This window comes from Streptomyces sp. NBC_00988 (assembly GCF_045162645.1).
Lineage (GTDB): Bacteria > Actinomycetota > Actinomycetes > Streptomycetales > Streptomycetaceae > Streptomyces.
The window spans coordinates 262976-277394 of record NZ_CP108730.1 but is presented as its reverse complement, the minus strand read 5'-3'; the positions used below and the strand labels follow the sequence as shown (position 1 = coordinate 277394).

The following is a 14419-nucleotide window of genomic DNA, read 5'->3' as shown; positions in this document are numbered from 1 at the left end:
CGACCGCCACCCGCCCCGCGTTGGTGCGAGCCATCGTAGGAATCGCGAAGACGAACGTTCGGGTGGGCGGACGACCATCTCACAGCCAGGTCATCCTTGATGGTACGTAGCGAGATGCCACGCAAGTTCGACTTTCGCAAATCCTGTGCACTGTCCTCGTTCCTCCGGTACCTTCTCGCGAGCCGGAGTGATCATTCGCACTCCTCGGCAGATTCATCTCGCTAGCCGTGAGGAATACGTTGAAGAAGATCGCTCCAAGACTGGTTGCCGCCTCTTTCCAGCTCATGGGCACCGCCTACGTGACAGTGGTGGTGCTCCGCTGGATGTGGTGACAGAGCGCATGACCGGCTCCTGGATGGGGGTCAGGAGCCGGTCGATGCGTGTCTCGCCAGTAGTTGGAGCAGTTCCTCGGCCTTCTCGTCGGCGCCGATGCGGCGATAGATGGCCACGGCCTGTTCGCTGTACCGCCGGGCCTGTTCGGCCCCATGGAGGCGCAGGACGGCGGTTCGCGCGAGTCCTGCCAGCGCCTGCGCCGAGCCCAAGGGGAAGTCGACGCTACGAGCCACCGCGAGAGCCTGTTCGTAGCCTTTGAACGCGATGTCGAGCCGCCCCGACTCGCGTTGGACATCCGCAGCCCCCGTCAGCGCACGCAGCCGTTCGTACGGGTTGTCGATGCGAATGGCGACCTGCTCCGCCATAGTGAAGTGCAACAGCGCCTCACCCCTGCGCCCTGATCTGGCGTAGGCCGTACCCATGCTGATCAGAACATCGGCCTCGCCCAGCACATCACCACTATTCCGGTGCGCTTCGAGGGCCCTGCGGAAACTGACCAGGGCTTGGTCCGTCTGTCCCGCTGCCTGGTGCACTGCGCCGAGATTGGTGTCGAGAATCGCGAGCTCCAACGGACCGCCGTGCTCGCGCATCAAGAGCAGTGACCGTTCATAGCAGTCGTGGGCTTCGTCGTAATGCCCCTGGAGGTAGTGGAGTTCGCCGCGATTGTTCAGTGCCTGCGCCAATCCGTAGAAGTCAGGCAACGTTTCGTAGATTGCCTGCATGAGCTCCACTCTGTGGAGGGCCTCGTCGTACTGGCCGGCGTAGTAGAGCGTTACGCCCTCCACGTTAAGACATTCGGCTTCCCCTGATCTGTCGCCGACCTCGCGATACAACGCCAGTGACTCTTCCAGGGCGAGCATGGCCGTGTCGCCGTGACCGGCTGCGAGGTGGGCGCGTCCCGTCTGGAGCAGGGCGTCAGCGCGGCCGTTGGCGTCCCGTAGGTCGTCGTAGATCGACAGGGCCTCATGCGCGCAACGTAAGGCTTCGCCATGGTTTCGCTGTGCCAGAAGATCAGCGCGGTCGGTCAGGGCACGGCCGAGTGCGAGTCGGTCGCCCGAAGTGCGGAGGATCGGTACGGCCATGGCGAAGAGATCTGCGGCGGTTTCTTGCATTCCCCACAGTTTGAGGGGACGAGTCAGGATGCTCGGGAACAGTCCGGCGTATTCCGGGTAGTGAAGTGCGGCCGTGCGGGCGGCTGCCAGAAGATTGGCGCGTTCCACTGTGAGCCACACGGAGGCCTCGTCGACGCTTGAGAAGTCCAGGGCATAGCGTGATTCCTTCTCAGGGCTCAGCGGAACCGTTCGGCGATGCGGATGGACGATCCAGTCTGCCCGCTGTGCGGTGGTGAGATGGAAGGCGATGAGGCGACTGACCGATGCGTTCCGGGCGGGGGCATTCGGCTCTTGGGCACCGACATGCAGGCCGAAAGCGCGGGTCAGATCGTGTAGTCGGTAGCGACCGTGCAGTGGCTCCTCAAGGAGGCTGGAGTCCAGTAGTTCTTCAATGTATTTCTTCAACAGTGCCGGCTTGCCGTCGAATTCCGGCCCGGCCAGGGCCGCTGTCGCATCCAAGGTGATGTCGGGGCCGGTCTGCAAGGCGAGGCGGCAGAACAGTTGTTGGGCAGGACTGCTGAGCTCGGTATAGGAAAAATGGAAGACTGCCGTGATCAGGTCGTCGAATTCATCAAGCGGATTGCTTGAGTGTGTCAGATGGTCGAGAAGGTCCTGAACGGTCCATGAGTCCCGGTGGCGGAAACGGCTCGCGATCAACTGGATGGCCAACGGATGGCCCTCGCATGCCTCCACGATCCTCTCCACGGCCTGCGGTTCGGCGGACGATCTTGAAGAGCCGACGATGCGGGTGAACAGGATGACGGCCTCCGCCTTGGAGAGTGCGTCCACGGGTAAAGCCGTGGCGCTGTCGAGTCCTGCCAGCCGGCTCCGGGTTGTCACGATGGCGCGACACGTGGCGCTACCGGGCAGAAGTGGGCGCACCTGTTCTATGTCCCTGGCGTTGTCGATCACCACGAGTACGCGCCGTCGCGCTGTCCACTCTCGCCAACGAACGATCATTTCCTCCAGAGTGTCCGGAAGTTCGCCGGACCAACCCGTCGAGTGCAACAGGATGCCCATGGCCTCGGCCGGGGAAAGCGGCTGGTGGCTGCTGTAACCCAGCAGATCCACGTAGAACTGGCCATCTGGATAGGCTGCGGACAAGCGGTGCGCGGCATGCACTGCCAGTGCCGTCTTGCCGATGCCGGGCATACCGTATACGACGGTGACCGGAAGGGCTGCGTATGTGTCGGTTTCGGCAGTGGAGGCATTCAGAAGGATTCGCAGTTCCGCGACCCGCCCGGTGAAGTCCCTAGTGCCCCGGGGAAGGGAGTTGTGGAACTCTGGCGTGAGCGTGAGAGCGGGCGATTCGACCTCCGTGTGCATGAGGTCGCGATCCTGTTCGAGCATGCGGAGGTGGAGATCTTGGAGTTCCCTGCCCGGCTCTATGCCTTGGTTTTCACGTAGCCTTCCCCGCGTGTCCCGGTAGAGGGCGAGAGCTTCGTCGTGGCGTCCGGAACGGTACAGGGCAAGCATCAGGGAGCCGATCGCTCTCTGCGCGAAAGGATTCTGTGAAGCGATTTCCTGGAGCTCGCCGATCAGGTCCGCGTGTCGTCCCAACTGCATTTCCAGGCCGATCCGTTCCTCACGAACCCTTCGATGTTCCTCTACCAACCGGGAACGCACGGACAAGGCCCAGGCGTTGTCAGCGAACTCGGCCAACGGCTCTCCGCGCCAGAGAGATTCGGTAGTGCGCAGCAACCCGATGGCCAACTCGCGATCACCCCGTGCCACCGCGGACGAGGCGTCCGCCCGTAGGCGCTGTTGTCGGAGCAGATCGATGTCTTCCGGATTGGCCCGCAGTTGGTATAGACGAGGCGAGGGCCGCTCCACCTGCGCCAGTTCGTCACCTACGGCTCTGCGCAGCCGCCTTCGGATCCGTGAGAGGTAACTGTGCAGCGTCTCCATGGCTGTTGGAGGCGGATCACCGCTCCAGACGCGATCCATCAGTGTGTCCACGGAGATCGGTTCGCTCTTATTGTGGACGAGTACAGCGAGGACGCACCTCTCCTTTAGCGATCCCAGTTCGCACTGCCGTTGCTCGTGCCACAGCTCAAGAGGTCCCAGAGCAAGAAGTTCCACCATCACCCCCGACGGGTGTGCTTCTTCCTGTCACCTTCGACAGCGACCGCACGCTTGTACGGGCGCTGGCTCCACTGTTCTGCCGGGAGGCGGGGTGGAGGCAGGGGCGCATTGAAGCGCGACAGGCGCACAAGGGTGGTGAGTGGCGATTGCACTGGAGTGCAGGGTTCCTGCAAGCCCGCCATCCTCCCCGAGGGGTAGCCCCTGGGCATGGGCCGTCGATGGCCCATCAGGGGTCGCGTGTGAGCCGCGGTCGCGGAGACAGAAGGAGAAGCGGGGGAATTCGACAATGAGCGTCACAGTGTCCGAGCCGTACCAGCGTCATGTGCCGGTGCGTCTGGACGTCGAGCGTTGGGCTACTCTCCGGACTCGCAGGCGAGTTCTGGTCGTGGTGCACACGGTGATTGCAGGGCAGCGGTTGCTCGACGCGATCCGGCTGCTCGAAGGCGACGTCAGGGTGCAGATCTTTTTCACCCAAGCACCAGACGTATTCAGCAATGGTGTGGCCGAGTATCTGGAACAATTGGGTGGCCTAGTGTTGCCGTGGAGCCAGGCGGTGCAGACACATTTCCACCTCGCACTGGCCGCCGCCCATGGGGGGCTCCACGAGCTTCAGACACCGGTGATCGTGCTTCCGCATGGAGCCGGGCACAACAAGATCCCCTCTGTCGGGCGAAACGGTCCTCTGGCAGCGCAGCGCGGTGTCTACGGGTTCAGCAGGCAGCGTCTGGTTCGGGACGGCACGGTTGTGCCGGAGGTCGTGGTGCTGGCCCACCACGAAGAATTGACAAGGCTCGGCCGTGAATGCCCCGAGGCCTTGCCCGTCGCGGAAGTGGTGGGTGATCCGTGTTTCGATCGCATTGCCGTCAGCCTCCCCTCGCGGGCGTTGTACCGGGAAGCCCTTGGCGTCAAAGCCGGACAGCGCATGGTCCTCGCCTGTTCGACCTGGGGATCCGACTCGCTTCTCGGACAGGGATGGGACCTTCTGGAACGACTGGTCACCGAACTGCCTCGGGACGAATTCCGGATCGTGGCGCTCCTGCATCCCCATGTCTGGAACGCGCATGGCGACTGGCAGGTTCGAGCTTGGTTCGCCGGGCTGGCCCGCTCCGGACTCACTCTGATCAGCCCACATGGGGACTGGGTCGGGGCGGTTGTCGCAGCCGACTACATCGTCGGCGACCATGGGTCGGTCTCGCTCTACGCGGCGATGACCGGTGTTCCCGTTCTCATGGCGGGCCGGCTCGATGCCGACGTGGATCCGGGTTCGCCCCTCGCTGAACTCATGTCCTTCGCGCCGCGCCTGCGCGGGGACCGTCCCCTGCGTCCGCAGCTCAGGCGAAGTTCCGCGACCTGCCGCTCCCACCGGTATGAGCGTGTGGCGGCCCGTATCTCGTCGGAACCCGGCCGGTTCTCACACAAGATGCGGGCGCTGCTCTACCGGAAACTGCGCTTACGGCCCCTCGGCGCACGAGTGTCCACGGAACCGGCACGTTTCCCGCTCACGGTTCGCTACGACGAACCGGGAAGCGTGACGGCGCCGTGAGGACGATGCTCATCGCATTGGTCTCCCAGACAGTGGAGCCGAGGAGCACCAGGTTGTCCGGCCCGGTACACCGTGTCCGCAGCGTGCTCCTGGCCCCGGGGTTCGAGTGCCCGACCGTTGACGAACACACCAGAACCCGCCTTCCGGCACCGGGTCGTTGGTCACAACTCGGTGATGTGCTGATCGAGCGCGGCACGGGAGCGTCGACGGCTGTCTCAACAGCCGCCTCTCATCCGGGAGTTCTGGTGGTTGCCGTACATCGTGGCCCGCACTGCTGGATCCGGCTCGGTCCGGACGGCACCGTGTGCGAATTTCACGCCACAGGGCCGGGGTTCCTGGAGGACACGTGGGAGATGCTTGCGTCGTTGGCCCATGCATGGCTGGTGGCCGGGAGACCTGCCGCTGAGTTCGGCTCGGTTCCGTTGTGCGTGCTCCGGGTTCAGTCCTCCTGCTCGCCACTTTCCAGATGTATGAGCCGACGCTGTGCGAACAGTGCTTCGTCCGATTGCGAACGGCCCACGGAGGAGTAGAGGTTGAGCGCCTCCCGGTAGTGCTCCCGGGAGGCGCGAGCGTCTCCGCGCTGCTCGGCCACTTCGGCCAGGCCGCCGACGGCGTGGGCGATCTCGTAGTTCGCGGTCATGCCGCGCAGTGTCGCCAATGCGGCGGAGAACTGCTCTTCCGCTTGGTCGAGATGGCGCAGGGCGAGATGGGCGCGTCCCAGAACTGTGCTCGCCCGCGCGGCGTTGTACGTGTCGCCAGCGTCCTGAAGAGCGAGGCGGGCGACGCTGCCCTGCTGAATCGTCTCTTCAGGACTACCCACGGCAAGAGCCACATCGGCGAGGTTCAGCCGGGCCAGTGCCCCGGTCCGCTCGTCTCCGTTGGCCGGCAGTTCCGCAGAGGCGTGCCGAAAGAGTTCGGCGGCCTCCCTCAACTGTCCAAGTCGTTGCAGTGCGAGCCCTCGGTAGTTGAGCGTACGGGCATAGCCGAGCCGGTCGCTGCGATGCGCGAAGAGCTGCGCGGCGCGCTCGAACATCTCCAAGGCGACCTCATGGTTTCCGGAGCCGAGTTGCCCCACTCCGCCGGACGTGAGCATCCGGCATTCCGCCGCCGTGTCTCCCAGCTCGGCTGCGGCTTCCAGTCCCACCTCGTGAGCGATGCGCCAGTCGTCGTAGAACTTCCGTCGAAGGAAGAGGGGCCACAAGGCATCTGCGAGCTGCCATCCGACGGTCGGAATGCCGGCAGAACGGGATTGGCGGATCACGGCCATCAGGTTGGGCAGTTCGCGCTCCAACCAGTCCAGGGCGCCATCGGTGTCGTGCCCGACATCCGCGGTGACCACGGGATCCGGACCGTAGTCCCGGGGCATCGTGCGGTGCTGGGGATCGATGATCTTCTCGGCGCACGTGGCGCTGGCGAGGTAGTGGTCGGCGATGCGGCGGACGACTCGCGAGCGTTCCCCCGGCGACTCTTCCTCCTGCGCCTTCGTGGCAGCGTGCAAGCGCACGAGATCGTGAAACCGGTGACGGTCATCTCCGGTTTCGAGAAGCAGGCTCGCGTTGTGCAGCGTCTCTAGAAGCTCCTCGGTGTTTCCTTCACCCGCGAGCACCGCTGTCGCGATCGTGCTCCCGAATTCCGAACCGGAGTGCAGTCCCAACAGCCGGTAGAGCCGGGCCGCCGGAGGCGACAGAGCCCGGTACGACAGGTCCAGTGTCGCTCGCACATTGTGGTCGCCGTCTATGGCCAGTGCCTCCAACCGGTGGTGCTCCTCGGTAAGCGCACGGACCATCGTGGTGATGCGCCGTTGCGGCCGGGCCACGAGCCGCGCACCGGCGACTCGGACGGCCAGCGGCAGTCCGGCGCACAACTCGACCAGGATCCGTGCGTCATCGGGCTGGTCTGCCACGCGGCCGTCGGACAAGGTGTCGGCGAGGAGTTCCACGGCGGCTTCAGGAGCGAGCGATTCCAGATGGACGGGATGGCAGCCGTCCAGGGTCAGCCCTGGCAGCCGACTACGACTGGTCACCGCGGTGATGTTTCCGCCCGCAGGCAATAACGGCCGCACCTGGGCCGCCGTCGCGGCGTCGTCGAGCAGTACGGTAAGGCGTCGACCGTCGGTCAACGACCTGTATAAAACGGTCCGTTCGGCCAGTGTCGCGGGAACCTGTTGTCCCTGAACGCCCAATGCACGCACGAAGCGTCCGAGTATCTCCTCCGGGGCAACCGGTCCACCAACCGACTGAGCACCAAGGTCCGCGTACAACTGTCCGTCCGGAAAGTGGGGACGCAGGGTGTGCAGCCAACGCAGCGCGAAGGCAGTTTTTCCGACACCGCCCAAGCCGCTCACCAGAGTCAGCATCGGCCGCTCCTCCCGCCTGACACGGGCCCGATACTGCTCCAGTTCCTCCAGCTCCAGCGACCGATCGACCATGTGCCCGGAAGGTGGAAGCTGCCAGGGAGTCTGTCGGAGGGAGCTTGCCTCGGTGCTGATATGAACGCCGCCGTACACCACATGGGCCTGGACAGATGAGCCGTGCACTGTGCCGCTCAACTCGTTGTGTGAACTGAGCTCGTGGCCCTGCACTCACGCCCCCAACCCCCGTGTGGGTACTGATTCCTTGAGTAGATCCTTTCCGTACGTGTGCTCGATATCCATCAGAGTGGATGAGGCGTCTGCCATCCGCGTTTCTCAGCCAGTCCGGTTGGGAGGGTTGTCTCCGGAACTGCGAAATATCAGATTCGTGAAAGTGTGGCCCTGGAGCACCGGACCGTGTTGCGTGCCGCCGGTGATGCTGTTGTGCACCGTGGCGGGCGGGAAAGCAGGAGCGAACTCGTCGACGAGGCGGCGGAGTTCCACGGCGGTGTTGGGATCCTCCTCCAGCAGTCGGCGGAGCCTGAGTCGCACCGTCGCTGTCAGGTCGGAGGCGAGGTCTTCCTGGTCGGGCCGTCCTGTGGCTGCGATCAGTGCCGCACGGGTTTCCTCCAACTCCCGGGCCACAGTGTTGGGTTCACCGTCGCGGGAGAAGATCCGCACCACGCGCTGCTTCGTCTGCTCCCAGGCATCGGTGACCATGAGACCGACAAGTGTCGTCGCTCCGGTCCCGACCAGTGTCACCAGTTCCGCGTCCAATGACCTTCCTCGATTCCTCTGCGCCCCGACGTTGTGTTAAGCCTTCCACGGTAGGTCGTAAGTTGTGGGCACTGCCATGGCGGAACCGCTTCGGGACAGTCAACCTATCGCCGGGCGGGTGGAGTTGCTGTTCATGGCTCCAAGCCAGCCCAGCGTGAGGCTTCGCCAGATTTGCCCCGGTCACCTCGTTGTTCTTCAACCGTACGGTGGGACTCGACCGTCTTCAGCCCATCTCGGCTGCCCTGCAACTCTCACGTGCGTTGGGCATCGTCGTTCTCTCCGGGCTCGAGGGAGTGCAACGTCGCTTCCTAAGCGGCTTTTTGTGGCTCGGCGTTGATCTCCTCTTCGGGGTCGAGGCGGTGGATGTGGATGCCGTGGGTGACGCGGCTGGTGGGTGCCTCGTCGGGGCGGAGGGTGCGGTAGCCGGGGGTGCTGTGCCTGGTGGCGCGGGGTGCTGACCGGCCGGGGCGGGGGCGGATGGCCTCGCGGGCCAGGTCGGCCTGGACGTCACGGATTTTGCGGCGGCCCACCCGGCGGGTTTCGGCCCGGTAGAGGACAGGACAGCCGACGTGGACTCCGGCGGCGAGGACGGCGGCCCGGTCCGGCAGCCCCAGGTCGAGGTGCACACCGTCCCAGGAGGGATCGGTATCGGCATGACCGCGCAGGTGCCCGGTAGAGCGGGCGAAGACACCGGCCACGGGGCCGTTGCTGGTCGATACCTCGGCGGGCAGGTTCAAGGCCTCGGGCAGGATGCCCAGATCGTCGCCCCGGTGGGAGGAGGACAGCCACGGGAAACCGTCCTCGCTGATGGCGCGGACCGTCAGGCTCATCTCGTCCTTGTGGGCCTGGAGCAGCAGCCGGGGCCCATTGCCGCCCAGTTCGGCGATGACGTTGCCGACGAGGGTGCGCCGGACCCGGGCGCCGACAGCGGTCCACCTCTTGTCGAGGTGGTCGGCGACATGGTGTTCGTGTCCTACGGGACCGGGCAGTTCGGTGAGCCCTTCAGCAGTTCGAACACGATGCGGCTCTTTCCGTTTTCACTGGCCGGAAGCGGGTGCCGGGGTACTGACGGGCAGGTTTTCGGGGTCGATGCCGAGCTTCACGAGCCGTGAGTCGACGACGCTGGCGGCGATGGGGTGGTAGCGCGGCCGGTTGACGGCGTAGGCGTCGATGGCCCGCTGTCGGGTAACCGGGTTGTCCACGAGTTCGTCGTAGAGCGGTTTGATGAAGCGCATCCGGCCGATGCGGGCGACCATGTCGAACGCCGCATCGACGGCGGGCGCGTAGTCGCTGCGCAGCCCGACGAGGATCCAGAGCTGGCGGATGTCGAGGTTGCGGTGGGTGGTGAAGCCGTAGCGCTCGTCCAGGCGGGCGAGGAAGGCGGGGTCCTGCGGGGTTTTGAGCTGGGCGACGTAGTAGTGCCACTGTTCGGCCCGCCAGTGCGCCGACGTCTCCTCGTCGGGCAGTTCCTGTCCGGTCCTGGCGACTTCCTCCAGGAGGATGGCATGGGCCCGGGGGGCGGAGTCGGGCAGGCCGGGGGCGTACAGCCACTCTTGGTAGTCGAAGTCGTTGGTGAGTTCCCGCCGGGCGTAGTCGACGAACTCCTCGGTGGTGAGGGAGGAGAACGCGAAGTCCCTGAAGTACTTCAGGACGAAGGCGTCGAACCGTTCCCGGCCCACGAACTCCTCCATCGCCCGCACGACGAGGTAGCCCTTCTCGTGGGAAACCCAGGAGGAGGTGGCGTCGGGGTCCACGCCGGTCATCTCACGGCGGAGCCTGGTGTGTTCGGGCCGGTCCGCGAAGTAGGCCAGGTCCTCGTCGAGGAGGGTCCGCACCACGGCGGCGTGCATCTCAGCGACATCGCGCCCGTGCACCGTCTCCGACATACGGCGTTCGCCCCAGCTGGCGAAGCCCTCGTTAAGCCAGAAGTGCTCCATGGAGGTGGCGGTCACCATGTCACCGGCCCAGTGGTGGGCGATCTCGTGGCTGAGGGTGTCCACCAGGGAGCGGTCGCCGGTGATGACGGTGGGAGTGAGGTAGGTGAGCTGCGGGTTCTCCATGCCGCCGTAGGGGTAGCTGGGCGGCATCACGACCAGGTCGGCACGGCTCCACGGGTAGGGGCCGTACACCTCCTCGCCTGCCCGTACGAATTCTTCGACCCCGACGAACTCCCACGCAGCGGCGTCAAGCTCAGCGGGCTCGGCCCAGATCCGGCTGCGCGGCCCGATCTCAGCGGATTCGATGTGGCCGGCGAGCAGCACGACTAGGTACGGGGGCATCGGCTTGGCGGCGGAGAACTCGAAGGTACGGGTTCCGGGCTGGCCGGGGGTGTCGCCCAGCGAGTCGGCTGACATCAGCGCGGTGTACCCCTCAGGGACGGTGATGTGCGCGGTGTAGGTCAGGCGCACCGACATGCTGTCGTGCAGCGGAATCATCGAGCGGGCGTGGATGGTCTGACACTGGCTGTAGAGGCAGTGGTGAGTACCGCCGGAGGTCTGCTCCGGGGTGACCCATTGGAGCGCGGTCGATTCGGGTGAGGTGGCGTAGGTGATCGACACCTTGTCCAGCCCGTCGGGCAGCGTGAACGACAGAGATTCGCCCAGCACCTTGTCGTGTGGGCCGATCTCGAACGCGACCGGTTCACCCGCAGAGCTGCGCACTGCCTGGATGTCCAGCGCACGGGTGTCCAGGCTGACGGCTGCCGGGCCCGGCCGGTCGAACATCACCTGGACGACGCAGTCCAGGCGGCTGTGGTCGAAGTCGACTGCTGCCGTCCAGTCGATGTGCCGGATGCGCGGCTGGTCGTCGGTGAGATACGAGTGCGGGTCCGGCCGCGTCATGGAATTCTCCTCGGTTTGGTGTAGCCGGGACTGCTGAAGAAGATGGGTTGTGCCGGTCACGGGGCGTCGATTCGCTCCATGCCCGGTTCGGTCCAGGCGCCGCCGATGTAGTGACCGATGAGGGTGGGGACGGCCGTCATGAGGTCTCCGTGATCAGGTGGGCGTCGGGGGCGAGGGGCGCTGGACGGGGTATCCCCTCATGGATCAGGTGCCAGGGCGACGGGAACTCGCCGACGGGTACGTCGATCAACACCGGTTCGCCGGCCGACACTGCGTCGGTGAGGGCGCCCTGGAGTTCCTTGGGGTTGACGGCACGGGCGGAGGAGATGCCGAAGGCCGACGCGAGCTGCGCGTAGTCGGGGTTGACGAGGTCGGTGGCGAAGTAGCGGGCGCCGTAACGGTTCTTCTGGATCCGGCGGACATTGCCGTAGAAGCCGTCGTGGAAGACAACGGTGACCAGCCCCAGGTCGTACTTCCGGGCGGTGGACAGCTCCTGAAGGGTCCAGGAGAAGCCGCCGTCGCCGTTGATCGACACCACCGCGCGATCCGGGTCGGCCGCTTTGACGCCGAGCGCGGTCGCGAAGCCGTAGCCGAGGGTGCCCTGGTAGCCGGGACCGATGTAGGTGCGGGGCCCGTACGCCGGGTAGCAGGCCCCAGCTGCGTAGCCGACCTGGGTGAATTCGCTGACCAGCACGCCGTCCTCCGGGAGGGCCTGCCGGATCGCGCCGAGGTATTCGCGCTGCGGGGCGATGTCGGCGAACTGTTCGTCGAGCCAGGCCCGGACGGCGGCGAACTCTCCCTCCCGGGAGGCCGGGGCGGTGGAGCCGATCTCGTCGGCGAGGGCGGCAAGGCCGAGGGCGGCGTCGGCGTGCAGACGGGTGTCGGCGACCCGGGGGCCGTGCAGGTCGGCCTCCTCGGCGTTGAGCAGGACCACCTTGGCGCCCCCGCTGTCCACCTGGGTGCCGAAGGCGGTCATGAAGCGGGTGCCCACGGCGAGCACCACGTCCGCCTCGGCGCGGAAGGCCCGCAGCGCCAGCGCGTCGAAGGCCAACCGGTGGCGGGCGTCGATGGCCCCCCGGCCGTTCTCGCTGACCAGTACAGGTGCCTCCAGCGCCTCGGCGAGCCGTACCAATGCGGCGGTGGCGCCGGAGGCGATGCCCCCGCCGCCGACGATGATCAGCGGATGACGGGCGCCGCGCAGCAGGGCGGCGGCCTCCGCGACCGCCCGCGCGTAGGGCTCCACAGGGGAGGGAGCGACCCGGCCGGGGATGGGCGCGTCGGCGGTGGCTGCCAGCACGTCCGGCGGTACTTCGAGCGCTACCGGGCGCGGGCGTCCGCTGCGCAGCTGTCGGAAAGCCTCCGCCACCAGGACCGGCACCTGTTCCGGGCTGCGGGCGATGCCCGTCCACTTGGTGAGGCGCTCCAGAATCCCGGTCTGGTCGGGGATCTCGTGCAGCGCGCCAAACCCCTTACCGATGAGGGCGGAGTCGATCTGCCCGGCAAGCAGGAGCACGGGCGAGTTCGCGGAGTAAGCCGTCGCTACGCCGGACAGCGCGTTGAGGACCCCCGGCCCCGGCACGACCATGGCGACCCCGACCTCACCGGTGCTGCGGGCGTACCCGTCGGCCATGTAGGTCGTGGCCTGCTCATTGCGCGCACAGATGAAGTCGATCCGGTCGGCGCGCTTGTAGAGAGCGTCCGCCGCCGGGTCGAGCTGGACCCCGGGTATTCCGAAGACGCGCGAGACGCCCTGGGCCGCCAGGGACTCGGCCAGTAGATCTCCGCCAGTGGGCGTTGCCATCACGTCACAGTCCTCTCAGGCGTGGCTCTGTCAGATGGATTCATTATATTCGATACTATCGAATGGTCGATTCGCGTCAACCGTGAACCCGGACCGTAGAATCGGATCTCGGGGCCACGATGGCGTCGGGACAGGGGAGTTTGATGGCAGCGTCGTCCAGCGGCACGGGAGCATCCAGGGAGGCCGGCTCAGCGGGGAACGGCTCCGTGGTGACGTTCAACCGGGCGCGCAACACGGGATCCATCGTGGACTCCGTGGTGGAGCAGATCGAGGAGACGATCACGCGCCAGGGGCTGCCTGCCGGCTACCGGTTCGGTACCAAGCAGGAACTGTGCGAGCAGTTCGGCATTGCCCCCGCCACTCTGGGTGAGGCGCTACGCGTCCTGCGCGGACGCGGGGTCGTCGAGGCGCGTCCCGGTCCGGGAGGCGGCCTCTTCGTCACTGAGCGCTCGCCATTGCTGCGGCTCGCCCACAGCGTGATGGAGCTGAGGCAGCGTGGTTCCACGGTCAACGAGATGATCGCCGTACTCGCTGCGCTGGACGAGGCCGTCGTCAGCGACGCCGCGGTCCACCGTACCGACCAGGACCTGCGCGATCTGGACGACCTCATGAACCGGCTGGCCGAGGTGTGGCACGACCCGGTGAACGGCCTGCATGCCAACTGGAGGCTGCACCGCAGGATCGCCGAGATCTCGCCCAACGCCGTGCTGCGCGCCTTCTACCTCAATCTGGTCGACTACATCGACGGTGAACTCGCCGCCGACGGCGACTCGCCCCCGCGGCTACCGGTGCCAGGTTTCGTCGCCGACTCCGAGCAGCGACTGGAGAAGCACCGTGACCTCGTCGCGGCGATCCGTTCGGGCGATCAGGCCAGGGTGCGGACGGCCGTGGAGCGTCACGGCAGTCTCGATCGCTGACCCTCGGGCGGATACGGATCCCCGGCTCGACCCGGATCACTACACCGGCCGCGTCACCTCCCGGCAAGCCCGACACATCGGTGAAGGGCTCATCCACCCAGGCGCAAGGTCGACGCCGAGGGAAAGGCCCGGACCGCGGGCGGTTTGGCAAACTGCACCGGCAGGAAGGGGCAGGGCTGCTCCAGCAGTCCCAGTACCCCCGGAAGTCGGTATGCCCACACTGGAGTGCGGATCGCCGAGGAAACTGGGGTCCGCGTCCCGGGCGACAGTGAAGTTCTTGAAGCTGGTGTCGTCGAGCGGGACGACCCATCGGGTCATATAGGTCTGCACGGCGGTGAGCTGAGGGCTGGCCATCACGCGCAGGTTGGGGAAGGCGGTCTTTGTGACCCGCCGTGGCGCCGACCGGTGCCCAGCCCTCGGAGTTGTACGGAGCTGACACCGTGTTTGGTGTACTCGCAGGTCACCTCCAGCATGCGGGTCCGAAGGGGAGGGCGTTGACCCGCCTGGCGGCGCTGCGGGTGTCGCCTGGTGGCTTCCTCTCGTGAATCCAGCGGAACCCGCCACAGCGCGCGGCCCCCTTGAGGTCGGCGACCTGCCAGGGCCTGTCGTCCGCAGGGGCCGGGCTGTGCGAGTACCGCCGTTCCAGGCCACTGCCCGATCA

8 protein-coding genes are annotated in these 14419 nt (G+C 66.2%); 2 read left to right on the top strand and 6 right to left on the bottom strand.

Going from position 1 to position 14419, the window contains the following annotated elements; all coding sequences use genetic code 11:
- Positions 1-362: 362 nt before the first annotated feature.
- Positions 363-3530, bottom strand: coding sequence for an AfsR/SARP family transcriptional regulator (locus tag OG496_RS01230; RefSeq protein ID WP_405976534.1), 3168 nt, complete (start codon positions 3528-3530; stop codon positions 363-365).
- Between the two features lie 286 nt (positions 3531-3816).
- Between OG496_RS01230 and OG496_RS01225 the strand changes: the two genes are divergently transcribed.
- Complete coding sequence (locus tag OG496_RS01225; protein WP_405969162.1) at positions 3817-5073, top strand: hypothetical protein; 1257 nt, start codon at positions 3817-3819, stop codon at positions 5071-5073.
- 439 nt (positions 5074-5512) lie between these two features.
- Here OG496_RS01225 and OG496_RS01220 read toward each other — a convergent pair whose 3' ends face one another.
- The 5 genes from OG496_RS01220 to OG496_RS01200 form a co-directional block, all read right to left on the bottom strand.
- Positions 5513-7501, bottom strand: coding sequence for a tetratricopeptide repeat protein (locus OG496_RS01220; protein ID WP_405969161.1), 1989 nt, complete (start codon positions 7499-7501; stop codon positions 5513-5515).
- 258 nt (positions 7502-7759) lie between these two features.
- Entirely contained in the window at positions 7760-8200 is a 441-nt protein-coding gene (locus OG496_RS01215; protein ID WP_405969160.1) for a hypothetical protein, read from the bottom strand.
- Between the two features lie 308 nt (positions 8201-8508).
- Positions 8509-9087, bottom strand: a complete 579-nt coding sequence (locus tag OG496_RS01210) for a hypothetical protein (protein WP_405976533.1) — start codon at positions 9085-9087, stop codon at positions 8509-8511.
- Between the two features lie 150 nt (positions 9088-9237).
- Positions 9238-11040 carry a M1 family metallopeptidase gene (locus OG496_RS01205; protein WP_405969159.1) on the bottom strand — a complete coding sequence of 601 codons (1803 nt, stop codon included), beginning with the start codon at positions 11038-11040 and terminating at the stop codon, positions 9238-9240.
- Between the two features lie 136 nt (positions 11041-11176).
- A complete protein-coding gene (locus OG496_RS01200) occupies positions 11177-12841 on the bottom strand; it encodes a thiamine pyrophosphate-dependent enzyme (RefSeq protein ID WP_405969158.1) in 1665 nt (554 codons plus the stop codon).
- Positions 12842-12984: 143 nt separating this feature from the next.
- Between OG496_RS01200 and OG496_RS01195 the strand changes: the two genes are divergently transcribed.
- Positions 12985-13758, top strand: a complete 774-nt coding sequence (locus OG496_RS01195) for a FadR/GntR family transcriptional regulator (RefSeq protein ID WP_405969157.1) — start codon at positions 12985-12987, stop codon at positions 13756-13758.
- Positions 13759-14419: the final 661 nt, after the last annotated feature.